The following is a 24,109-nucleotide window of genomic DNA, read 5'->3' as shown; positions in this document are numbered from 1 at the left end:
CTCAATCGACCTGCAAACCGCGCGCAGCCGGACACGCGAACGCTGCGGGTTAACCGAAACTCGCCTTGAGCTCCAGCAGCGCGTCCCGAAGCTCCGCCGCCCGCTCGAATTGCAGGTTTTTGGCCGCATCCTTCATCTCGTGCTCCAGGCGTTCGATCATCGATTGGCGTTCTTTCTTCGACAGCTTCTGCAGGTTCTCCGCGCCGGTCAAATAGCCGGCCTTCTGTTCCGCGACTTTGGTCGCCTCGATGACGTCGCGCACTTTCTTCTGGATCGTCTGCGGCGTAATGCCGTGCTTCTCGTTGTAGGCCTCCTGGATGGAGCGGCGCCGCCTCGTCTCGCCGATCGCCTTCTCCATCGATTCCGTGACCTGGTCCCCGTACATGATGACATGGCCGTCCGCGTTCCGGGCGGCGCGGCCGATCGTCTGGATCAGCGAGCGTTCCGAGCGCAGGAACCCTTCCTTATCCGCGTCGAGGATGGCCACCAGCGACACTTCCGGAAGGTCGAGGCCTTCGCGCAGCAGGTTGATGCCGACCAGCACGTCGAACGTGCCGAGCCGGAGGTCGCGCAGGATCGCCATCCGTTCCAACGTTTTCACGTCGGAGTGCAAATATTGAACTTTAATGCCGACGTCCTTCAAATAATCCGTGAGGTCCTCGGCCATTTTCTTCGTCAGCGTCGTCACGAGCACGCGCTCGTCCTTGGCGATGCGCACGCGGATCTCTCCGAGCAGGTCGTCGATCTGTCCCTTCGTCGGGCGGACCTCGATGATCGGATCGAGCAGACCCGTCGGACGGATGATCTGCTGCACCACCTCCGGGGTATGCTCCAGCTCGTACGGGCCCGGCGTCGCGGACACGTAGATCAACTGCTTCGCCTTCTGTTCGAACTCTTCGAACTTGAGCGGCCGGTTGTCCAACGCGGACGGCAGGCGGAAGCCGTGCTCCACCAGCACTTCCTTGCGCGCGCGGTCGCCGTTGTACATGGCCCGGATCTGCGGGATCGTCACGTGGGACTCGTCGATCACGACGAGGAAATCGTCCGGGAAGAAATCGAACAGCGTATAGGGCGTCGCTCCCCGCTCCCGGAACGTGAGGGGACCGGAATAGTTCTCGATGCCGGAGCAGAAGCCCATTTCGGCCATCATTTCCAGGTCGTAACGGGTGCGCTGCTCGAGCCGCTGCGCTTCCAGCAGTTTGCCCGCCTCCCGCAGCTCCGCCAGCCGTTCCTCCAGCTCTCTTTCGATATTCACGAGAGCCCGCTTCATTCTTTCTTCCGCCGTCACGAAGTGGGATGCCGGGAAGATGGACACGTGATCCCGTTCCCCGACGATTTCGCCCGTCAGGACGTCGATTTCCGTGATCCGTTCGATCTCGTCGCCGAACAGTTCGACGCGGATCGCCCGTTCCCCGTGCGATGCCGGGAAAATCTCGACGACGTCTCCCCGCACCCGGAACGTGCCGCGCACGAAGTTGAGGTCGTTGCGCTGGTATTGGATGTCGACCAGCTTATGAAGAATCGCGTTGCGCGGCTTCTCCATGCCGACCCGGAGGCTGAGCCGCAGGTCGCGGTACTCTTCCGGGGAACCCAAGCCATAGATGCAGGAAACGCTCGCCACGATGATGACGTCCCGGCGCTCGAACAGCGAGGACGTGGCGCTGTGGCGCAGCTTGTCGATTTCCTCGTTGATGCTGGAATCTTTCTCGATATAGGTGTCCGAGGACGGGATATACGCCTCCGGCTGATAGTAATCGTAATAGCTGACGAAGTAAGTGACCGCGTTCTCCGGGAAAAACTCCTGGAATTCGCTGCACAGCTGCGCCGCCAGCGTCTTGTTGTGCGCGATGACGAGCGTCGGCTTGTTGACCTTGGCGATCGTTTGCGCGATGGTGAACGTTTTGCCCGTACCGGTGGCGCCCAGCAGCGTCTGGTGCCGCTTGCCTGCCGTCACCCCTTCGGCGAGCTGCCGGATCGCTTCCGGCTGGTCCCCCTGCGGGGCGTATTCCGAGACGAGCTTGAACTTCTTGTCGAGCAGATTCGCATGCTCCATGGGTCGTGGAAACCCTCCATTTCCGCAAGCCGCCGCTTGCCTGATCGAACGAAACTTTTGTATGAATGAAGGACTGAAATCGCGAATGTGTGTTCCCATTCATTATACCGTTTTGCCAATTGCGAGTCAAAAAAGAATGAGGGATGCCCCCGCTGCTCTAGGGCGCTCCGCAAAGTGCGCAAGAAATCAGGACAAGTTGAGGAAGAAAGTTTCTTAACTCCTCGACTGCCGCAGGTTTTCTTAGGCTGATGAGGAAGAAGTTTCTTAACTCGCCGCTAGGCGGAACATGTGTGCTCTCTTTCATGCCGATTCAAGCATCCGGCAAATTTTGATATAATTTGAGAAACCGACGGCGGGAGACGGCAAGTCCGCTAAATCTCGTAACCTCCTGCGCGGCGGTGCACGACAGCGCCGAGATCCGCGTTTGCGCGATTCGGTGATCGAACCGTCTCATCTGCACGTATGATTGAGTGTAACCGCATGGAGCGTTTGGAAAACCATTCTTTTCCGGGAGGTTTCCGATGGGACTTTTTTCGTTCATTAAAGGACAGTTCATCGAGGTCATCGAGTGGATCGACGACACGGGCGTCATGGTGCACAAGTTCCCGGCGTACGACAACGCGATCAAAATGGGCGCGCAGCTGACGGTCCGCGAATCGCAGGCGGCGATTTTCCTGAACGAGGGGCAGATCGCCGACGTGTTCGGACCGGGACGCTACGAGCTTAGCACGCAGAACTTGCCGGTTCTGACCGCGCTTCGCGCGTGGAAGCACATGTTCAATTCGCCGTTCAAGGCGGACGTCTACTTCGTCAACACGGCGAATTTCACCGACCTGAAATGGGGCACGACGAACCCCGTCATCATGCGGGATCCGGAGTTCGGCATGATCCGGCTGCGCGGATTCGGCGTGTATGCGGTAAAGGTGAAGGATCCGGCCGTCTTCCTGAAAGAGATTTTCGGAACGAAGCGGGACTTCTCCACGGAAAGCATCACGGGCTACCTCAAAAGCCTCATCGTCTCCGGCCTGAGCGACCTGCTGGGCGAGACGAAAATTCCCGTCGCCGACCTCTCCAGTTCCTACGACGAATTGGGCGGCCAAGCCGTGGAAAAGCTGCAGCCCAAGTTCGAGGCGATGGGCCTCTCGCTCACCGCGCTGACGATCGAGAACTTGTCGCTGCCGGAAGAAGTCGAGCGGATGATCGACCGCAAATCGTCGATGAACATCGCGGGCAATCTCGACCAGTATATGAAATTCCAAGCGGCGGAAGCGATCCGCGACGCGGCGAACAACCCGGACGGCGGCGTGGCCGGAACCGGCGCCGGCCTGGGCGCCGGCATGGCGATGGGCCAAATGTTCGCCCAAGCGATGAACCCGGCGGCGCCGCAAGGCGGGGCCGGAGCGGGTGCCGCGGCGAGCGGCGGCGGAGCGGCTGCAGCCTCCGAGACCACGGTCGCCTGCGCGCAATGCGGGCACGGCTTGCTGCCGAGCCAGAAGTTCTGCCCGGAATGCGGAGCCCCCCGCCCGGCGAAGAAATTTTGCTCGGAGTGCGGCAGCGAGCTGTCCCCCGGCGCCAAATTCTGTTCCGGATGCGGAACGAAGGCGTAACCGGCGATGGCGGAGAACGCGCAAGCCGAAGCGCTGGCGAAGGAGGCGGCCGCTAGTTTTCCCTGCGGAGGCTGCGGGGGGCCGATGCGGTTCGACGCGGACGCGCAGGCGCTGAAATGCCAGTACTGCGGAGCTGAGCAGGCCATCGACCGAATGCCGGGGCAGCCGGAGGAGCACGCGCTGGAAGATGAAGGCGAGGAGGACGCCGCCCTCACCGACTGGGGTACGGAGCAGCAGGCCATCCATTGCGAAAGCTGCGGAGGGGAAAGCCTGATTCCGGCAGGGCAGACGGCGACGCTGTGCGCGTTCTGCGGTTCCCCCAAGGTGCTGCCCCAAGGGAATCCCGGCAGCATCCGCCCGGAGTCGGTCATTCCGTTTCAGATATCGCAGGCCGAAGCCATCGAGCAGTTCAAAAAATGGAAACGCAAAAGGTGGTTTTTGCCGAACGATTTCAAGAAACAGGATCCCGCTTCCCGACTGACCGGCATCTACGTTCCGTATTGGACGTTCGACACGAATACGTATTCCGTCTACTCGGCCGAGGTGGGCGTATACCATTACCGGACGGTCACCCGGACCCGCGTCGTCAACGGGAAAACCGAGACGTACACCGAGCAGGAAAGGTACACGGTGTGGCATTGGACCAACGGCGATTACGACCGGGGCTTCGACGACATCCTGATTCCGGCGTCCGGACACTACGACCAGGGCTTGCTGGAGAAGCTGGGCGATTTCGATCTCCGCAAGCTGACGGGCTATCGCCCCGAATATTTGAGCGGATTCGTCGCCGAGCGTTATTCCGTCTCCCGGAGCCAGGGCTGGCAAGCCGCGCGGCATCAAGCAGCCTCGGTGCTGGATCACGAGATTCGCCGTGAGATCGGCGGAGACGAGATCCGCAATTTGAACATCCGCACCCACTACAATGACGTGACGTACAAGCATCTCCTGCTCCCCGTTTGGAATGCCGCATATGCGTATAAAACCAAAACCTATCGCTACATGGTGAACGGCCAGACCGGCACGGTGTCCGGCCGGGTCCCCCGCAGCGCCGTCAAAATCACGTTTTTCGTGCTGGGTTGCCTGGCGGCGGCGATGGTCGCGCTTGCTTTATGGGGTCAATATTCAGGCAGCTGAACGTTTCGCCTGCCGAACCGCCCGCCTTCCGAGGCCGGGCGGTTTTTTTATGGCCGTTGCATCAGCAGAAAGACATCCGCAGCTCGGCACTCGTCCTTGACATTCATTTGATATTTAGAATATTATCTAATTATCGAATATACGGCGCGCGCATGGCACAAACCCGGATCGCTGCCAGCTACCGCGCGGAAAAGGAGGGTGCGAGGATGAACGACGCCTTCAAAGCTTTGTCGGATCCGACCCGCCGCCAAATCATCCAGCTGCTGAAAGACCGCGACCTGACCGCCGGCGAAATCGCCGACCATTTTACGATATCCAAGCCGAGCATTTCGCACCATCTCAACCTGCTCAAGCAAGCCCGGCTGGTACAGGACGAGAGGCAAGGCCAGAATATCGTCTACTCCCTGAATCTGACCGTGATTCAGGAAGCGATGGGTTGGTTTCTCGGCATGATCGGAACGAAAGGGAAAGGGGAATGAGCCTCATGAGCGCGAAAGAACACGAAAACATCCGCAAGAATGCCTGGAGCCGGAACGACTGGCTGTTGCTCGTTTTCAACGCTGCGGCGTTTCTCATCCTGTGGGCGGTATTCAACGATCGGCTGCCCGATCCCGTCGGCAGTCATTACAACTTGCAAGGCGAACAAGACGGGACGATGCCGAAATGGGGATTTTGGCTGATGAACGCAGCGCTGCTGATTTTGCTGCCTTTTCTGCTCAAGGTCACCCGGATGATCGATCCGAAATCGCAAAATTACGAGAAATTCGAAGGCTTCTTCGAGCTTCTCCGCTGGGCGCTGTCCCTATTCATGCTGGGCGTCGTGCTGATGATGATCTTCCAAAACCTGGGCTGGGATGTTCCGGTGATCCGCCTGCTGACCGGCTGGTTCGGGGTGCTTTGGCTGATCATCGGGAACCGGCTCGGCCAGGTCCGCAGCAACTTCACGTTCGGGATCCGCACCCCTTGGACGCTGACGGACGAACATAATTGGAAAATGACGCACCGTCTCGCCGGCCGTCTATGGTTCGTTGCCGGGCTCGTCATGTTGGCTGCGGCCGGGTTTACGGGCACTTATGTTGCGGCGGTCGTCTTGATCGCGGCCGTGCTGGTCAGCGCGCTGATCCCGACGCTTTATTCTTATCTGCTGTACGCGAAACGCCGCTGATCTACCGGGATAGGCGGGTGCCGCGCAGAGTGCTGCCGGCCCTAACGGCCCGACCGGGTTTCCTCCGGCCGGGCCGTTTCGTTTTGTTACCGTGTTCATCTGAGCTTGACGCCTCGTTTTCCCGCAGGCCCCATAGGAATGGTTCTAGTGGCGGCTTCGATTTTCATGCATCGGCGACCCCTCACCCCCGTCGTCCCATGGGAGTTATGGCTTAAAGGCAATAAAACGGCCATTCCCCCTTTGGCCAATGACGAATTATTGCGTTCGAGCAATAAAACGGCGATTTTCCTAAGCCCGCAGCCCCAAGAGGGCCGAGTTATTGCTTCAAAGCAACAATCCGGAGAAGGAGACTTTGCTCGCGGAGAAGTTATTGCCCAAAATCATAACTTGTGCGTCGCCCCCGCTGCGAACCGCTCGAATCCTCTCCCCGAGGACCCATGGAGCGATCCCAAAAATCCCGGTGTGTGATTTAATGAGCCCGTACAAACCCGAGTTTCCCCAAGCAAAGAGGACCTCTACCTCCGCGTTGCCGTGGAAGTTGAGGTCCTTCGCGTCTTCATGCGTACACGTTGAAGACTGCCTTATCCCGGCTTCCTGGATCGGCGGGGCGGCAGCCCCTGATCCGCCTGCGCCGGGCCGCTTGCAGCTCCGGACGGCTGGGCGGGTCCGGCGGTCGGCTCCGCAGGGACGTTGTCCGGGTCAAGCGGAAGCGCCGCAGACTCGTTGGCCGCTTCCTGCGAGCCTACGCCGTCGACCGAGGCCGCCTGCTCCGGTCCGGCGGCGCCGAACTCCGCAAGCGCCGGGCCGCCCCGCTTGCGGGCGCCCGCGTTCCGGAGCATTTGCCAGATCGAGCCCGGGCGGGCGGCCGCCACGAAATCAGCTTCCTCGTCCGGCGCGAGGATCAGGCCGAGCTGATGGTGCTCCCCGGCATAGCGGGCTCTTTGCGGAAACTTCAGGTGACCTTCGCGGTTGGCCACCTCCATCTTGGAGAAGGCCGATTGGCGCTGAAGGGCGGCATGCAGCTCCTCTTTGGTCCGGGTGGCGGCTCCGTTCGCTTTGCGGATCGTTTCACCGGCCATCAGCCCCATCTCCGCCGCCGGCGAACCCGGCAGCACCGCCAAAATCCGGACGCCCGTCCCGTCTTGGACGTACAGCGGCTGGCGCCCGGCCTCGCCGAGCCGGCTGATCCACAGCAACCCTTCATGCAGGACCAGCGCCGCGACGGAAGCGGCCGCGGCCAGCGGCGGCCAATAAACGGCCCCCGCGGAGAGCGCCGCCAAAATCACGCCGAAGACGATCAGGCGGTTACCGGAATCCTTCGCCTTCTGCTCCGGCCAGTAGGTCTCGGTACGGTCGCTGAAGCCGATCACCACGGGGAACGCGATGAGCGACCACAGGGCCGCCGAGTCGCCGTCGCCCCCGAAAAGCGGAGTCCACGGCAGCGCGAAGCCGTCCGTACCCGATGCGGGAACGAGCCACAGCAGCGGAATCGGCCATACCCCGGAAAGGGCGTGCGCGCCGATCGGCTTCCCCCGCTTCCCTTCCAGAAACAGCGGAAATGCCGTCTTCGCGCCTTGCAGACGGACGAGCAGCCCCTCCGCGATATGAAGCAACCCCGCCAGGAACAGAAGACCCGGCACGTCGATTCCTTGAATCGCATTCCAAACCGCAAGTCCCGCCCCGTCCAGGCCGTCGGGGACGGGCACCGCGTTCAGCACCGCTTGCAGAACGCCCAACAAGCCGGCTGCATATGCCAAGCAAATAAACCGAAAACGGAACAGGACAAGCAGCACCATCGCCGCCCATACGCATAGCAGCGTCTCCGGCGTCAAAGCCGATCCGGCGCCGAAGCCGGCGATCGACAGGCCGATCCCGGCCAACATGCCCGCTCCCAAGCGCATTAGCGCGACGGACAGCGAGCCCCGCATCCGGACGTGGAACAGCTTCCGCTGGAGCTTGACCGTTTGGGCCTCGTGCCACCAGACCAGCAATAACGCGATATAGAAGTAGGGCAAGGACAGCATTTGCACCACCGCTTGTCCCGCCTCGCGCAACCCGCTCAGCAACGCTTCCATTCCGCTCTCTTCCTTCCCCGAAAAAAAAGGAGTTGACGCCGGCACCTTCGGATCCGCCGCCATAGGACGCGGGCGTCTCCGCCGTGCCAGTCCAACCTCCTAAAGTATTCGACGGCGGGACCGCGAATTCCTCCCGCCGCTTCTTATTCGCGTTTTCCAATCGATTCCCGCGCTTTCTCCAAGGCCGCTTGCAGCTGCGTGTCGTTTTCCGGCTTCTGCAACTCGGAGTAAAGCGCCTCTTCCAGCCCGTCCGCGGTCTTCTCGTCCAACTGTCCCGTTACGGGAAGCCGCTCGCGGGATTGGAACGTCTTGAGCGCCCGCTCGGTGGCGTCGCTGAAGTAACCGTCCTTGCGGTCGGCCGGAACCCCGACGCCTTCCAGGATCAGCTGCAGGTTTTTCACGTCTTCGCCCGTGTCGTCCCGCTTCAGCACCCGATCCCGCGGCAGCTTGTAGGCCAGCCAATATTCCGGCTGCACGACCGTCATATCCGGCGTTAAGCCTTTGTGGTGGATCCAGGTGCCGTCGGGCAGCAGCCATTTGTACGCCGTGAGCTTCACCAGGCTGCCATCCCCCAGCTCGTCGTTGTTGTTGATCTGCACGGTCCCTTTGCCGAAGGTGGTCTCCCCGACCAGCACCGCGCCCGCGGATTGCTTGAGCGCGCCGGCCAAAATCTCCGCGGAGCTGGCGCTGCTCTTGTTCATCAGGACGAAGATGGGGTACGGTTTTCCTTCCTCGGAACCATTCGAGGTTTCCGCTTTCCTGCGCCCGTCGCGATATTCGTACTGCACGATCGTCTTCCCTTGCGGGATGAGCAGGCTGGCGATTTTCTGAACGGAGTTCGTCATGCCCCCGGGATTGTTCCGCACGTCGACGATGAGCGCTTTTAATCCCTTCGCTTCCATGGCTTTCAGCTCATTCGCCGTTTCCGCCGGCGTGTTCGCCGTGAATTGGGTAATGGTCAGCCTTCCGATGCCTGCGGAATCCAGCTCGGATTTCACCGTCTCCACGGGGATCCGGTCCCTCACCAGCTCCAGCTCCAAAGGCGCTTTGGCGCCGGCCCGCAGCACCTTCAGCTTGGCTTTCGTACCCTTCGGCCCGCGGATTTTGGCCACGGCCTCGCTAAGCGTCAAACCCTGCAGGCTTTCACCGTTCACCATGAGGATCACGTCATGCGGCTGCAAACCCGCCCGTTCCGCCGGCGAACCCCTTAGCGGAGCGTCGACGACGATCAGGTCGTTCTCCTTTTTCAAATCGGCCCCGATGCCCGTGAAGGCGCCTTCCGTCGTGTCCGTGAATTTCGCGGCTTCTTCGCTGGACAGGTAGACCGAGTACGGATCCCCAAGCGCCTCGACCATGCCTTCAAGGGCGCCGTCGATCAGCTGCTTCCGTTCGATCGGGAGCAAGTATTGGCCGCCGATCAAGTCCAGCGTTTTATTCAGCTTATCCAGCTCATCCTGCCGGAGACCGTTGCCCGGTTCATCGCCGTCCACGGACAGCACGGGGACATTCTCGTCCGGCAGCAGCAGACCGGTCTGGACCGCGCCCCACACCGCCGCTCCGGCGGCGACGGCCGTAAGCACCATGAGGGACGCTACGGTTCTACCCCGTAACCACACGACCTTCACTTCCTTCTGACCAAACTCTTCCTAGCGTATGACAGGACGGTCCGGGTTATCCGGGCAAGGGGCCGTCCGCGGCCGCCGCTTCCGGCATCCGTCGCCCCGCTCATGCGAAAACCGCCGCCGGCTCCCGAACCACGCTGGATCGCGTCGTTGCGGGGGAGTCGAACGGCGGTCGTCCTGTCCTCTTCGTTATTTGGATTTCAAGTAAGGAGCCGGATTGACGGGCTCGGAGTTCTTCCGCACCTCGAAGTGCAGGTGGGGTCCGGTCGCTTGGCCGGTGGAGCCGACGAGGGCGATTTTCTGGCCCTTTTTGACGGTATCGCCTTTATTGACGAGAATGCCGCCGTTTTTGATGTGGCCGTACAGCGTCCACAACCCGCCGCCGTGGTCGATGATGATGCAGTTGCCGTAGCCGCTCCACCATTGGGCGACGATGACCACGCCGGCTTCCGCCGCGTAGATCGGCGTGCCCTGCGCGACGGCCATGTCCATCCCGGTGTGCAGCTTCTTCACGCCGGTGATGGGGTGGATCCGGTAGCCGAACGGAGAGCTGAGCCGGTAGCTCGCTTTCAGCGGCATGCCGAGCGCTCCGCCTTTATAGGGATTTTGGATTTTGTTTTTCTCGGCTTGGAGCTTGGACATCTTCTTCGCCAGCTCCATCAATTCCTTCTCGGACTCCTCGCTGATTTCCTCCGAGTCCTCGATCTGCTGGCTCAGCTTGGCGACCATCGCTTCTTTCTGGCTTTCTTTGGTCTCCAAATCCGCCTTCTGGTTGGCCACTTGCTCATACAGCGTTTTAACCTCTTCTAGTTCCTGAGTTACCTGCGCTTGTTTCTGTTCGACCAGCGCCCTCGCGGCCTTCTGGTCTTCCAGCAGTTCCTTCGTCGAAGTGGTGATCGACTGGAACTGATCGAACCGGCTGATGAAATCCGTAAAGTTGGTCGCGCTGAGGAGGACGTCCAGGTAGGAAACGGCCCCGTTCGTATACATCAGGCGGACCCGGTTATCCAGCTTGCCGCTCGTCGACTGTTCCCGCTGAATCGCATCCTCGAGCTCCAGGCCGGTCTGCCGCAGCTTCTCCTCGGTCTGCTCGACCTGGTCCTGGGTTTGGGCCAGCTTCGTGCCGACTTGGTCGATCTGCTTAACAAGCGCGTCGATTTCTTCTTTGGTCGCTTGCTTCTGACTCTTGAAGGATTCGGCGTTCTTCTCCGCCTGTTTCTTGAGCTCGGCCTTTTGGTTCATTTCCTGTTGCAGCTGTTTGATTTGCTTGTTGATTTTGTCCAGCTGGCTCGAAGCCGCGTTGCCGCCCATCGGCTGCACGATCATGGCGGCGCCCAGGGCGACCGCGAGAACCAGGATGATTTTGCGTTTCAACGGGATCCTCCTTCCGACGGTTGCCGAATGATTTTATACCTTCAAATATTTGCGTACCGAAATCGTGCTTCCCCATATGCCCAGGATCGTCCCCAGGATCAACACCGTTCCGGCCACGTACCAGCCGACTTCGTTCACCGAGGCGAGCTGGATCATGTACAAGCCGATGTCCTGTTCCGTGGTCGTGATCAGCTCCGAGTAGCCGAACAGCAGTACCGCCGACGTCACGCCGGAGCCGATGAGCCCGATCAGCGCCCCTTCGATGAAGAACGGCCAGCGGATGAAGCTGTTGGTGGCTCCGACCATTTTCATGATCGAAATTTCCCGCCTTCTGGCCACGATCGTCGTCTTAATGGTCGTGGAGATGAGGAACATCGCCATGACGGCCAGGAGCAGCACGATGAACAAGCCGATATTGCGCACCGCGTTGGTGATCTTGAACAGCTTCTCGACCGTGCCGGCGCCGTATTTGACGGCCATGATCGGCTTGTCCGGGTCGGTGTCGTTGATCGCCTGGATTTGCTTCGCGGCGTAGGAGATCGTCTGGGGCTCGTACACTTCGATGTCGAAAGCGTCCGGCAGCGGGTTCGTTTCGTTGTCGTAGCCTTCGAGCGCGGCTTTCCCTTCTTCACCCATGCTGTCGCGGAGCCGCTTGAGTCCTTCTTCCTTGGAGACGAAGGTTACGCTTTTAAGCTCCTGAATCCGGCGGATCGTTCGGCTGACCTCTTCGATCTTCGGCCGGCCGAGGTCCAGCTTCAGGTACACCCGGATCTGCACCTGGTTGTCGAGCTGATCCGCCAGCTTGTTCACGTTGAATGCCAGAAGCATGAAAACGCCCAAAATAAACAGCGAGATCGCGATGGACCCGATCGAAGCAAAGCTCATCCAGCCGTTGCGCGCCACGTTTTTGCCGCCTTCCCGCAAATGGCGGGCAACGGTGCTAAATCTCATAGCCGTATTCCCCTCTCTGCTGGTCGCGCACGATGCTGCCCTTTTCGATGGCGATGACGCGCTTGCGCATCGTGTTCACGATTTCCTTGTTGTGGGTGGCCATGACGATGGTGGTGCCGCGGAAATTGATTTCTTCGAGCAGCTTCATGATCCCCCAGGACGTCTCGGGATCGAGGTTGCCGGTGGGCTCGTCCGCCACGATGACCGCCGGGCTGTTCACGATCGCGCGGGCGATGGCGACGCGCTGCTGCTCGCCTCCCGAGAGCTGGGCCGGCAGGCTGTTCGCCTTGTGCTTCAGGCCGACGAGTTCAAGCACCTCCATCGTGCGGCGCTTGATGGTGCGCCGGGGCGCTTCGATGACCTCCATGGCGAAGGCCACGTTCTCGTATGCGGTGAGCTTCGGAAGCAGCCGATAATCCTGGAAAATAACGCCGATGTTGCGCCGAACGTACGGGATTTTGCGCTGTTTCAGCTTGCCGATATTGAAACCGTTCACGGAGATTTGCCCTTTGCTGGGCACCTCCTCGCGGTAAATAAGCTTCATGAAGGTCGATTTGCCGGCGCCGGAAGGGCCGACGACGTAGACGAATTCGTTGCGGTCGATGACGACGTTGATGCCTTGCAGGGCGACCGTACCGTCGGGATATGTCTTCCAGATGTCATGCATCTCGATCACTCGAATATCACTTCCTGTTCGGATTTCCGACTTTAGCTACTTCGACATCATGCCGTAAAATCCTTTATTTGTCGACCTTTTTGACGTTTTTTCCGGCATTTTCCGCGCCCCGGAACCGTTGGTGCGAGCAGGATCCGGTAAATGTTTAAAAATTTCTCATTCTCGCGGAAAGCGAATCGGAGGAAGGAAAATATATATAAAAAGAGCTGGCGGGTTGCGCAGCGCACGAGAAACGGAGGGGACGGGATGCGAAAAGGCTGGCTGTTCGGCGCGGCGGTCCTGCTGCTGGTGACGGCGGGCGGAGGCACCGCGGCCGCAGCGTACGCATACGGAGGGGAAGACCGTCTTCCCGCCGGTTTCGCGGTGGGCGGGCTATCGTTGGAAGGCCGGACGGCGTCTGAGGCCCTGGCGCTTGTGCGCGGACGCTTGGCCGTCATGGAAAATGCCGAGGTCGAAGCCGTTAGGCCGGGGACGGCGGCGGACGGGTCGGGAGCGGGACGCGGCGGCGGCAAGCTGCCGGTGCTGACGATGAAGGATTTGGGACTGCAGGTGCAGGCCGATGAGGGAATCCAGGCGTTGGAGGAATTTCGAGACCGCGGCTGGTGGGAGAAACTGAGGGGCCGCGTGTTCGGGATGAAAGGCGGATCGTACGCTTTTACGGCGGCATGGGACGAAGCCGTGCTGGAACGCGAGGTCCGGGAGAAATGGGGCTCGGCTGTTTCCGTGGAACCCAAGGACGCGGCAAGAGCAATCACGGAAGATGACCGGGTGGTCTATACGGCGGAAGCGATGGGAGCGAAAGTGGATGTTCCCGCTCTGATCTCGAAGGTTCGTGAGCTGAAGCCCGGCTCGCTGGCGGACCCCGATGCCGGGAAGCGGCGCAGCTTGAAACTGCCCGTGGCCAAGGTCGTTCCGCGCGTGACCGTCGCTTCCTTGAAGGCGGAAGGCATCGAGCGGAAAATCGCCGAGTTCACGACGTCGTTCGAAACGAGCGGGGCCGGGCGTTCCCACAACGTTACGGCCGCGGCGATGGCGCTGAACGAAACGCTGCTGATGCCGGACGAGGTGTTCGAATACGGGAAAATCGTGCGGAAAGCGGATCGGGAGTACGGTTACCAAGAAGCCCCGGTCATCGTGCAAGGCAAGCTGACGCCGGGCATCGGGGGCGGGATCTGCCAGGTGTCGAGCACGCTGTACAACGCGATCCTGCAGGCAGGACTCGAAGTGGTGGAGCGCCGCAACCATTCGCTCATCGTCCACTACCTGCCGCCGGGGCTCGACGCCACGTTCGCCGACGGTTTCGTCAATTTCCGGTTCCGCAATTCGACCGGCAAGCAGTTGCTGATCCGCACCGTCGTGCACGACAAGCACGTGACGGTAAAGCTGTTCGGGACAATGGACGAGTCGGTATCGTACCGGTTGGAGACGAAAACGCAGCAAGTGGTGCCGCCGAAGGTGAAGTATGTCGGCAACGAATCGGTCGCGCCGGGCGAGGATAAGGTGCTGCAGCAGGGCGAGCCGGGCTATGTCGTGGACACGTACCGCATCAAGCTGGTGAACGGCCGGGAGGTTTCTCGCGAGCGCCTTCCCCGCTCCACCTACCGGGCGCAGGAGGAGCTCATCGCGGTCAACCCCGCCGATCCGCGGCTGAAGCCGCTGGACACGACCCCGCCGCCTTCGGGGCGGGAAGGTCCCGTGGAGCCGATGTGAGATTCGGGCTGATTCCTTCCGAGCTGCCGAGATATCGTGTGGCAGCCTTCATGTAGGCGCGAACCCGCTGAGACGACGTGGAGCTGGGCGCCGATCCGCGGCAGTGTCGGCGTGACACCACGCTGCCAAAATAGGCAGCGATGGGCTCGTGTCGCTCAGCTCGTCGGCTCAGCCCACTTGGTCGGGATGGTCTGAGGAGACAATGTGAACTCCGACCGACTACAAATTAAATGCCAAAATACATCTAATTTCTTATCCGACACCCATCTTCGACGATCTAAAGACCAAAATACAATTATTTTTCCAGAACCCCGTCCAATCTTCCATAAGACCGCTGAATTAATTGTATTTTGGTTGTTATTCCCCCAAATTCACACAATGCAATGCTTTCTTAACTGTATTTCAGCCTTTCGTTCACAAGGTCCTGAGCTGGAAGATTGGTTCGTGCAACATGCCTTGGATGTCAAACGAATTCCGGTTCGAAACGCATCATTAGTCGACGATGCCTCTGACCAGGCGGTAACGAAGCACCCTTTGCGCTCCGTCCGGTTTTACCGGGGCCAGCCAGCCTTGTAAGCACAAAGACTGGAGATACCGGACCGCGGTTCTCGTATTGATTTTCAGATGCCGAGTCACATCCAAAGGCCGGATTTCCCCGGATAACGTGAAGGAAAGCCGGATAATCTCTTGCTCGAACACCTTTGCGCGATCGGCGGGGCCGGCGTTCGACTCGAACCGGCTCAACACCAGTCGCAGCATGTTGGCGCAAAGTTCAGGTCTTTCCTTCACGTCGTCATAGGCGAACGATATCACGGTATAACCCAGCCCGGTAAGAAACGTTTCTCGGTTGCATTCATTGCAATGTCCCTGGCGGTCTTTCTCCCTTACGTGTGAGCCGAAGTCTTTGATCTCGATCAGCAACCGCAGATAGTAACCGAGGATATAAGCGAAATCCGCAAAATAGGGTCTCCCGCGCCAATCCAGCACTTCGTACTCAGGGTGCAGGTTGTTAAAATTTCCTTTCAGCCGCCACCAAACATTTCTTGCAAATAATTGATCACTATGGCCATGCCCGCGCTCCAATCGTCCCCGCCGCTCCCCTTTTCTTTTTTTCAAATGTTCGTAAATCCAGTTCTCGTGTGCTTGTTCGAAATTCATGTTTGTTCCTCCTTATGGATATGGGATTTCTACGGAAACCCGACGCAGAGTACAGTCATGTGTGAAGTTGGCGGGCGGTGCTGCGTTCGGCGTTTTGTTCATTCCGTTATGGCGGGGTCTAGTTGATGTTTGGATGAGTGTCGGATGAGTGTCAAATAAGTGTCGGGTGCGGTGTTGGTGCGGTGTTGGTGCGTGAAGCCACTAAACGCAAAAAACGTCCCGGATCCATCTCATGGGATGGATCGGGACGTTCTTCGTCACCGTTCATCATCGGTTCGCACGCTGCCGATTTACCGGCTTTTCGCCTCGTACTCGGCGACCCAGCCGGCCGTCGCGGCCAGATCGGCCTCGGCCCGCCCGATGGCGGCGGCGACTTGCGCGGTCGCGGTGCCGCCGTAAACGCTGCGGGCGTTCACGACGTTCTCCGGCTGCAGCACTTGATAGATCGTTTCGTCGAACAGCGGCGAGAACTGCTTGAACTCGTCCAGCGTCAGGTCCAGCAGGAACTTGCCGTTCTGGATGCAGTACAGCACCGTTTTCCCGATAACCTCGTGCGCTTGGCGGAACGGAAGGCCCTTCGCGGCGAGGAAATCGGCGATGTCCGTCGCGTTCGAGAAGTCCTGGTCGACGGCGCGGCGCATTTTGTCCGTGCGGACCTTCATCGTCTCGATCATCGGCGCGAACAACCGCAAAGCGCCCTGCAGCGTCTTCACCGTGTCGAACATGCCTTCCTTGTCTTCCTGCATGTCCTTGTTGTAGGCGAGCGGCAGCGACTTGAGCACGGTCAGCAGGCCGACCAGGTTGCCGTACACGCGCCCCGTCTTGCCGCGGACAAGCTCCGGCACGTCGGGATTCTTCTTTTGCGGCATAATGCTCGAGCCGGTGCAGAACGCGTCATCCAGCTCGACGAACTGGAACTCCGTGCTCGACCACAGGATCAACTCTTCGCTCAGCCGCGACAGGTGCGCCATGATCAGCGAGGCGTTCGCCAGGAACTCCACGATGAAGTCGCGGTCGCTGACGGCGTCCAGCGAATTTTCGTACACGCGACCGAAGTTCAGCTGCTTCGCGGTGAACAGGCGGTCGATCGCGAACGTCGTGCCGGCCAGCGCCCCCGCGCCGAGCGGCAGGATATCCACCCGCTTGTAGCTGTCTTGCAGGCGCTCCATGTCGCGTCCGAACATGGACACGTAAGCCATCAGGTGATGCGCGAACAGGATCGGCTGCGCCCGCTGCAGGTGCGTGTACCCCGGCAGGATCGTGTCCATGTTCGCCTTCGCCTGCGCGATCAGCGCTTCCTGCAGCTTCCGCAGCAGCTCGACGAACTCGACGACCCGCTTGCGCAGGTACAAGTGCATGTCGGTCGCCACTTGGTCGTTCCGGCTGCGTCCGGTATGCAGCTTGCCCCCGACGGGCCCGATCTCCTCGATGAGCGCCTTCTCGACGCTCATGTGGATGTCCTCGTCGCCGACGAGGAATTCGTGTTCGCCGCGGCGGATGCGCTGCTGCACCTTGAGCAGCCCGTCCTTGATCTTCTCGACGTCCTCCGCGGGGAGAATGCCGCATTGCCCCAGCATCGTCACGTGCGCCAGGCTGCCCTGGATGTCCTCCTCGGCGAGCTCCTTGTCGAACGTGATCGATGCCGTATATTCCTCTACCAGCTGGTTCGTCTGCTTCGTGAACCGGCCGCCCCACAGCTTGCTCATTTGAACGCCCCTGCCTTCCTTAAACGCCCGATGCGCCGTTTACGCCGGAAGATACCTTAAGACGCAGCGCGTTCAGGCGGATGAAGCCGGTGGCGTCCCCTTGGTCGTAAGCTTGCGTCGGGTCCGCTTCCATCGTGGCGATGTTCGGGTTGTACAAGCTGACCGGGCTTTTGACGCCGGCAGCCATGATGTTGCCCTTGTACAGCTTCAGGCGGACCGTGCCGGTCACGTTCTTCTGGCTCTCGGTCACGAGCGCCTGAATGGCCAGGCGTTCCGGAGCGAACCAGAAGCCGTTGTAAACGAGCGAGCTGTATTTGGAAATGAGCGAGTCGCGCAGGTGCATGACTTCGCGGTCCATCGTGATCGATTCCATTTTGCGGTGGGCGGTGAACAGGATCGTGCCGCCCGGGGTTTCGTACACGCCGCGGCTCTTCATGCCGACGAAACGGTTCTCCACCATGTCGACGCGGCCGATGCCGTGTTTGCCGCCGAGCTCGTTCAGCTTTTCCATGACGGCCAGCGGAGAAAGCTTCTCTCCGTTAATCGCCACGCAGTTGCCGGCTTCGAAATCGAGCTCCACGTATTCGGCTTGATCCGGCGCTTTCTCCGGCGAGACGGACAGCACGTACATGTCCTGCACGTCCTCCGCGCTGGAGTCGAACCACGGATCCTCGAGCATTCCGCTTTCGAAACTGATGTGCAGCAGGTTGCGGTCCATCGAATACGGCTTCGAGGCGGATGCTTGAACCGGGATGCCGTGCTTCTCGGCGTAGGCGATCATTTCGGCGCGGCCAGGGAATGCCTCGCGGAATGCCTCGTTGCGCCACGGCGCGATGACCTTGATGTCCGGCGCGAGCGCGGCGGCGGTCAGCTCGAAACGCACCTGGTCGTTGCCTTTGCCGGTAGCGCCGTGCGCGATGGCGGTCGCGCCTTCCGCGCGGGCGATCTCGACCATCCGCTTGGCGATCAGCGGACGCGCGATGCTGGTGCCGAGCAAATACTGCCCTTCATACAGGGCACCGGCTTGGAACATCGGGAAAATGAAGTCTTTGGCGAATTCGGCGCGCAGGTCGTCGATGTACACTTTGGAGGCGCCGGTCTTTTTCGCTTTCTCTTCCAGCCCGTCGAGTTCTTCCTTCTGCCCGATGTCGGCGGTGAACGTGATGATTTCGGCATCGTAGGTCTCTTTCAGCCACGTCAGGATAACGGACGTGTCGAGACCGCCGGAGTATGCCAGGACGATTTTTTCTTTGGCCATGACGGTGGTTCCCCCTGCTTCCTCAAAAATGGTTGGACATTGGCCCTACATGATGGCGGCCATGATCGCTTTCTGCGCGTGGAGTCGGTTTTCGGCTTCGTCGAAAATGACGGAGTGCGGCCCGTCGATAACCCCTTCCGATACCTCTTCCCCGCGGTGGGCGGGCAGGCAGTGCATGAACAGATAATCGGATTTCGCGTACTTCGCGAGAGCCTCGTTGACCTGATAGTTGGCGAACGCCTTTTCGCGTTGTTTCTGTTCCTCTTCGAATCCCATGCTCGCCCATACGTCCGTATAGACGATGTCCGCATTCTCGATGGCCTCGCGCGGATCGCGGAGAATGTCGATGCGGGAGCCGGTTTCCGAGGCGATTTCCTTCGTCAGCTTGACGATTTCGGGATCCGGATCGTAGCCTTCCGGAGACGCGCTCGCAAAATGCATCCCCAGCTTGCCCGCCCCGATCATGAGCGAGTGCGCCATGTTGTTGCCGTCGCCGATGTAGGCGACCTTCAGGCCTTCCAGCCGGCCCTTCTTCTCCAGCGCCGTCTGGTAATCGGCCATCACCTGGCAGGGATGCGACTGGTCGGAAAGCGCGTTGATGACCGGGATCGTAGAGTTCCGCGCCAGCTCCACCACGTTGCGGTGGCCGAACGTCCGAATGATCATGCCGTCCAGATAGCGGGACATGACTTGGGCGGTGTCGCGGATCGGTTCGCCGCGGCCCATCTGGATGTCGTTCTTGCTCAGGAACAGCGCATGGCCGCCCAATTGGAACATGCCGACCTCAAACGAAACCCGGGTGCGCGTCGACGACTTTTCGAAAATCATGCCGAGGGTTTTGCCTTTCAACGGCTGGTAAACTTCCCCTGCTTTCTGCTTGCGTTTCAATTCGATCGCCAGATCCAGCAAATAGCGGATCTCTTCCGGCGTGTAATCCAGCAATTCGAGGAAATCTCGGCCCTTCAGCTGGGCCGCCAATTCTTCCTTGTTCGCGGCAATCGCCATGGCGAACCCTCCCCTTTTTATGCTTGCTTCGCGGCGGCGCGCTCGGTCAGCACCGCGCCGATCAGGCCCACCGCCTCGTCGATCTCCTCATGGGTAACGAGCAGGTTCGGCAGCAAACGGATGACGTTCGGTCCGGCCGGTACGACGAGCAAGCCGCGGCGATGCAGCTCGGCGATCGCTTCGGCCGCCGGCTCGTCGCAAACGATGCCGACGAGCAGCCCTTTACCGCGGATGCCGACGATGCCCGGCACACCGTTCAAAGCAGCCTGAAGCCGGCTCATGAGGTACTCTGCGGCTTCTGCCGCCTTTTCCGGCACCCGGTCTTTCAGCATCGTTTCGACCGTGGCGATGACGGCCGACATCGCGATCGGCGTGCCGCCGAACGTCGTCGCATGCGAGCCTGGCGTGAAGGCCTCCGCATAAGGCAGTTTCGCCAGCATGGCCCCGACGGGGAAGCCGCTGCCGAGCCCTTTGGCGAGCGTGAACACGTCCGGCTCGACGTCGTAATGCTGGTACGCGAACAGCTTGCCGGTCCGGCCCATGCCGGTCTGCACTTCGTCGAGGATCAGCAGCAGGCCGTGCTTGTCGCACAATTGGCGTACCTGGCGCAGGAATTCCGGATCGACCGGGATGACGCCGCCCTCGGCCTGCACGAGCTCGAGCATGATCGCGGCGGTCCGTTCGTTAATCGCCGCTTCCAGTGCCGGCACGTCGTGCAGCGGGACGTGGACGAAGCCTTCCGGCAGCGGCAGGAAGCCTTCCCTCACCTTGTCCTGGCCGGTCGCCGTCAGCGTCGCGAGCGTGCGGCCGTGGAACGACTGGGTGAACGTGATCACTTCGTAGCGGTATTCCTCGCGCACTTTCTGGTGGTAACGGCGGGCCAGCTTGATGGCGGCCTCGTTGGCGTCCGCGCCGCTGTTGCAGAAGAACACTTTGTCAGCACAGCTGTTGTCGACAAGCAGTCGTGCCGCTTTTTCCTGATTCGGGTTCGAAAACAGGTTGGACATGTGCCACAGCTCATCCAGCTGCTTCACCAGCGCTTGTTTGACCGCTTCCGGCGCATGGCCGAGGTTGGTGACCGCCAGACCGGTCATGAAATCGAGGTATTGCTTGCCTTGGTCGTCCCAGAGGCGGCTGCCCTTCCCTTTCACCAACGTAATGGGGAAACGGGCATAGGTGGGGAACAACGCGCTTTCGCTCATCATCGTTCACGCTCCTTGTTTCCATAGGATCGGCGGAAACGAAGTCCGCCATTGATTTCCGGCGTGCACCAGCCTGCTTACTCCCGAACGATCCGCGTGCCGAGGCCGCCCTCGCGCACCGCCCGGCTGAGCACGCGCTCCGCCGCGCCGTCTACGATCAGCACCTCCCGCACGTTGCCGTGCAGGCAGTTCATGGCGGCCCGCACCTTCGGGATCATGCCGCCGTAAATTTCCCCGCTCGCGATCATCTCTTCGATCTGCGCGAACGTAACCTGCGGAAGCACGACCTTCTCGCCGTCCACCGTCCGCAGGATGCCCGGCACGTCGGTCACGACGATCATCGTGCCTGCGCCCAGATGCGAGGCCACCGCGCCCGCCGCCGTATCCGCGTTGATGTTGTACCGCTGACCGGCAGCGTCGATGCCGATCGGCGCGATGACGGGCATATAGCCGAGCGCCATGACGCCTTCGACGAGCCCTGCGTTCACGCCGGTTACGTCGCCGACCAGCCCGACCTCCGCGTGATTGGCGACCGGCTGGGCTTCGATCAGCCTGCCGTCCGTACCGGACAAGCCGACCGCCTTCGCCCCGTTCTGCTGCAGCCGCCGCACGATCTCCTTGTTGATCCGTCCGGCAAGCACCATTTCCACGACGTCCAGCGTCGCTTCGTCCGTCACCCGCAGCCCGTTCACGAACCGGCTCTCGATGCCCAGTTTGCCGAGCGTCTCGTTGATGGCCGGTCCGCCGCCGTGCACGATGACCGGGCGAACGCCGCTCTCCTGCAGGTCCCGCAAATCCCCGAAAAAAGCGTCGGGAAGCGCCGCAAGCGTGCTCCCCCCGCATTTCATCACGAAAGTTTTCATATCCGGAAGTCCCCTTACGTCCGATAAGCGGCGTTGATCCGCACGTAATCGTAGGTGAGGTCGCAGCCCCAGGCGACCGCGCGCCCTTCGCCCATGTGGAGGTCGACGCGGATGACGACGGTATCGCCTTTCAAATATTCCAGCGCAACATCCTCGTCGAAAGGAATCGGCCGGGACTGCTCCAGCACGAGAATGTCCCCGAGGCGGATGTCGACCGTCGACACGTTCACCGGCTGACCGGCGCGGCCGACGGCGGCGATGATCCGTCCCCAGTTGGCGTCCGCTCCGAACGCCGCCGATTTCACGAGGCTCGAGCCGATGATCGTCTTGGCGATCGCGCGGGCCGCGTCGTCGCTCACCGCTCCCGTTACGAGCGTCTCGATCAGCTTGGTGGCGCCTTCGCCGTCGCGGGCGATCGCCTTCGCCAGCTCGGCGCACACATGGCGGAAACCGTCGGCGAACGCCGGGAAATCCGGGTGCTCGCGCGTCAGCTGTCCGTGGCCCGCCAGCCCGCTCGCCATCGCGACCAGCATGTCGTTCGTGCTCGTGTCGCCGTCGACCGTAATCATGTTGAAGGTCACGTCGGTGACTTCGCGCAGCAGCCCGTGCAGCAATTCCGGACTGATCGCCGCGTCGGTCGTCACGAAGCCGAGCATCGTGGCCATGTTCGGATGGATCATGCCGGAGCCTTTGGCCGCGCCCGCGATCGTGACCGTTCGGCCCTCGACGGTGAGCCGCACGCAGGACGTTTTCTTCACCAGGTCGGTCGTCAGGATCGCCTGGCAGAAATCGTCGCTCCCCGCCTCGTCGCTTCGGAGCCGTCCCGGCAGTTGATCAATGCCCGCGCGCACGCGGTCCATTTTCAGCAGCTCTCCGATGACGCCCGTGGACGCGACCGCGACGTGATGGTGCGGCACGCCTAGTCGGTCGGCCAGCCGGGAGCGCATTTCCAGCGCGTCGAGCTCGCCTTGACGGCCCGTGCAGGCGTTGGCGTTGCCGCTGTTGACGATGACGGCGCGCAATGTCCCCCGCGAGACGGCCAAGCTTTCCTTGGTGACCGCCAGCGGGGCCGCCTGGAACAAATTCGTCGTATACACGGCCGCCGCAGCCGCCTCGGTCTCGCACCAAATGACGCCCAAGTCGTGCCGGTCCGTTTTTTTCAATCCGCAATGCAAGCCGCCGGCCTTAAAGCCTTGGGGCAGCGTGACGCCCCCGTCCGGGACGATATCGTACAAGGATGGTTTGCCCATTTCGGATGTCAGGTCTCCTCAAAATTCGAAATAGTTACGGATAAGCCGGCGTAAAGCGCAACCCCAGCGTCTCGTCCCAGCCCATCATGAGGTTCAGGTTCTGGATCGCCTGGCCGGCCGCGCCTTTGACGAGGTTGTCGGTGACGGAAACGATCGTGATCCGCTTCGTGCGCCGGTCCGCCGAGAACCCGATGTCGCAATAGTTCGAGCCCCATACTTCCTTCGTCGCCGGCCATTGGCCCGCCGGGCGAACCCGAACGAACGGCCGGCCTTCGTAAAACTTGCGGTACAGTTCCGCGAAATCGGCATCCGAGCGTGGCTCCGTCATCGTCGCGTACGTCGTGCACATGATGCCCCGGGTCATCGGGACCATGTGCGGCGTAAACGTGAGGGTCACCGGACGGCCCGCGGCCCGCGACAGCGTCTGCTCGATCTCCGGCGTGTGCTGGTGTTTGTTGATTTTATAAGCTTTGAAGTTCTCGTTGATCTCGGAAAAATGGTTGCCCAGGCTTAAGCCCCGGCCCGCGCCGGACACGCCGGATTTGGCGTCGATGATGATGCTGTCCGGATCGATCCAGCCCGCCTGAACGGCCGGGTAAAGTCCGAGAGACGCGGTCGTGGCGTAGCAGCCCGGATTGGAAATAAAATCGCGGCCTGCGACTTCGTCACCGAACACCTCGCACAAACCATATACGGCCCGGTCGACGTCCGCTTGCGGCGCCGGCTCGTGTTTGTACCATTCCCGGTACGCTTCGCCGTTCTTCAGTCGGAAATCACCGGACAGGTCGATTACTTTCAGTCCGGCGGCCAGGAAATCCGGCGCCAGCTTCATGCTGACTCCGTGCGGCGTCGCGAGGAACACGACATCGGCTTTGGCGCGAATCTGTTCCGGATCGACATCGTCCAGGAGGTCGGTGCGGATTTCGGTCAAATGGGGAAAACCTTCGGCGATCGGAGCCCCGGCTTGCGAGGACGAAATCACCGAGGTGACGGTTACGTTCGGATGCGATTGTAAAAGTCGAATGAGTTCCACGCCGCCGTAGCCGGTCGAGCCGACGATAGCCGCGCGTATAGGGGATTGGTTCATCCCGGATCCCTCCCATGCAAACCTAACTTTGCATAAAAAACGTCTCAAAAGCCTGGCATCACGCTCGCCAAGCCCTTCTCATTGTAACGGATTGCCAAGCGGATGGAAAGCATGAATCCGGTGCGCCGTTCCCACTTGAAGAATATGCATCATTATACATCCCATGTTGTATTTATGCAATGAAAATACAAAAAAAGCTCCTACGCGGGAAGC

Annotated in this window: 19 protein-coding genes; 5 read left to right on the top strand and 14 right to left on the bottom strand. The window is 60.7% G+C overall.

The window, feature by feature from the left end; genetic code table 11:
* Window positions 1-49 precede the first annotated feature (49 nt).
* Window positions 50-2,053, bottom strand: a complete 2,004-nt coding sequence (gene uvrB / locus PTZ19_RS08170) for an excinuclease ABC subunit UvrB (RefSeq protein WP_276353650.1) — start codon at window positions 2,051-2,053, stop codon at window positions 50-52.
* 521 nt (window positions 2,054-2,574) lie between these two features.
* Here uvrB and PTZ19_RS08165 point away from each other — a divergent pair.
* From PTZ19_RS08165 to PTZ19_RS08150, 4 genes are all read left to right on the top strand, one after another.
* Window positions 2,575-3,660 carry an SPFH domain-containing protein gene (locus PTZ19_RS08165; protein ID WP_276353649.1) on the top strand — a complete coding sequence of 362 codons (1,086 nt, stop codon included), beginning with the start codon at window positions 2,575-2,577 and terminating at the stop codon, window positions 3,658-3,660.
* Window positions 3,661-3,666: 6 nt separating this feature from the next.
* Entirely contained in the window at window positions 3,667-4,794 is a 1,128-nt protein-coding gene (locus tag PTZ19_RS08160) for a TFIIB-type zinc ribbon-containing protein (RefSeq protein ID WP_276353647.1), read from the top strand.
* Between the two features lie 206 nt (window positions 4,795-5,000).
* Window positions 5,001-5,273 (top strand): autorepressor SdpR family transcription factor, encoded by a 273-nt coding sequence (locus PTZ19_RS08155; RefSeq protein ID WP_276353646.1) that lies wholly within the window; start codon window positions 5,001-5,003, stop codon window positions 5,271-5,273.
* 5 nt (window positions 5,274-5,278) lie between these two features.
* Window positions 5,279-5,959, top strand: coding sequence for an SdpI family protein (locus PTZ19_RS08150; RefSeq protein ID WP_276353645.1), 681 nt, complete (start codon window positions 5,279-5,281; stop codon window positions 5,957-5,959).
* A 581-nt stretch (window positions 5,960-6,540) separates the two neighbouring features.
* On the opposite strand, the gene PTZ19_RS08145 is transcribed toward PTZ19_RS08150, so the two are convergent.
* The 5 genes from PTZ19_RS08145 to ftsE form a co-directional block, all read right to left on the bottom strand.
* Entirely contained in the window at window positions 6,541-8,034 is a 1,494-nt protein-coding gene (locus PTZ19_RS08145) for a PDZ domain-containing protein (RefSeq protein WP_276353644.1), read from the bottom strand.
* Window positions 8,035-8,177: 143 nt separating this feature from the next.
* Entirely contained in the window at window positions 8,178-9,650 is a 1,473-nt protein-coding gene (locus tag PTZ19_RS08140) for a S41 family peptidase (RefSeq protein ID WP_276353643.1), read from the bottom strand.
* A 195-nt stretch (window positions 9,651-9,845) separates the two neighbouring features.
* Window positions 9,846-11,030: a murein hydrolase activator EnvC family protein gene (locus PTZ19_RS08135; protein ID WP_276353642.1), complete on the bottom strand. Its 1,185-nt coding sequence runs from the start codon at window positions 11,028-11,030 to the stop codon at window positions 9,846-9,848.
* 33 nt (window positions 11,031-11,063) lie between these two features.
* Window positions 11,064-11,981, bottom strand: coding sequence for a permease-like cell division protein FtsX (ftsX, locus tag PTZ19_RS08130; protein ID WP_276353641.1), 918 nt, complete (start codon window positions 11,979-11,981; stop codon window positions 11,064-11,066).
* Window positions 11,971-12,657 carry a cell division ATP-binding protein FtsE gene (gene ftsE / locus PTZ19_RS08125; protein WP_276353640.1) on the bottom strand — a complete coding sequence of 229 codons (687 nt, stop codon included), beginning with the start codon at window positions 12,655-12,657 and terminating at the stop codon, window positions 11,971-11,973. Before ftsE ends, ftsX begins: the two co-directional genes overlap by 11 nt.
* Window positions 12,658-12,903: 246 nt before the next feature.
* Between ftsE and PTZ19_RS08120 the strand changes: the two genes are divergently transcribed.
* A complete protein-coding gene (locus tag PTZ19_RS08120; protein ID WP_276353639.1) occupies window positions 12,904-14,367 on the top strand; it encodes a VanW family protein in 1,464 nt (487 codons plus the stop codon).
* A gap of 492 nt (window positions 14,368-14,859) precedes the next feature.
* On the opposite strand, the gene PTZ19_RS08115 is transcribed toward PTZ19_RS08120, so the two are convergent.
* From PTZ19_RS08115 to argC, 8 genes are all read right to left on the bottom strand, one after another.
* Complete coding sequence (locus PTZ19_RS08115) at window positions 14,860-15,525, bottom strand: PDDEXK family nuclease (protein WP_276353638.1); 666 nt, start codon at window positions 15,523-15,525, stop codon at window positions 14,860-14,862.
* 290 nt (window positions 15,526-15,815) lie between these two features.
* Window positions 15,816-17,231: an argininosuccinate lyase gene (gene argH / locus PTZ19_RS08110; RefSeq protein WP_276353637.1), complete on the bottom strand. Its 1,416-nt coding sequence runs from the start codon at window positions 17,229-17,231 to the stop codon at window positions 15,816-15,818.
* Window positions 17,232-17,250: 19 nt separating this feature from the next.
* Entirely contained in the window at window positions 17,251-18,489 is a 1,239-nt protein-coding gene (locus PTZ19_RS08105; protein ID WP_276353635.1) for an argininosuccinate synthase, read from the bottom strand.
* A gap of 45 nt (window positions 18,490-18,534) precedes the next feature.
* Entirely contained in the window at window positions 18,535-19,494 is a 960-nt protein-coding gene (gene argF, locus PTZ19_RS08100) for an ornithine carbamoyltransferase (RefSeq protein WP_276353634.1), read from the bottom strand.
* Between the two features lie 17 nt (window positions 19,495-19,511).
* Window positions 19,512-20,699 (bottom strand): acetylornithine transaminase, encoded by a 1,188-nt coding sequence (locus tag PTZ19_RS08095; protein WP_276353633.1) that lies wholly within the window; start codon window positions 20,697-20,699, stop codon window positions 19,512-19,514.
* A 74-nt stretch (window positions 20,700-20,773) separates the two neighbouring features.
* A complete protein-coding gene (argB, locus tag PTZ19_RS08090) occupies window positions 20,774-21,559 on the bottom strand; it encodes an acetylglutamate kinase (RefSeq protein ID WP_276353632.1) in 786 nt (261 codons plus the stop codon).
* Between the two features lie 14 nt (window positions 21,560-21,573).
* Window positions 21,574-22,809 carry a bifunctional glutamate N-acetyltransferase/amino-acid acetyltransferase ArgJ gene (gene argJ, locus PTZ19_RS08085; protein ID WP_276353631.1) on the bottom strand — a complete coding sequence of 412 codons (1,236 nt, stop codon included), beginning with the start codon at window positions 22,807-22,809 and terminating at the stop codon, window positions 21,574-21,576.
* 34 nt (window positions 22,810-22,843) lie between these two features.
* Window positions 22,844-23,896: an N-acetyl-gamma-glutamyl-phosphate reductase gene (gene argC, locus PTZ19_RS08080; RefSeq protein WP_276353630.1), complete on the bottom strand. Its 1,053-nt coding sequence runs from the start codon at window positions 23,894-23,896 to the stop codon at window positions 22,844-22,846.
* Between the last annotated feature and the right edge of the window lie 213 nt (window positions 23,897-24,109).

Source organism: Cohnella caldifontis, from assembly GCF_029360585.1.
In the GTDB taxonomy this organism is placed as follows: Bacteria; Bacillota; Bacilli; order Paenibacillales; family Paenibacillaceae; genus Cohnella; species Cohnella caldifontis.
This window is presented reverse-complemented; position numbering and strand designations above follow the sequence as displayed.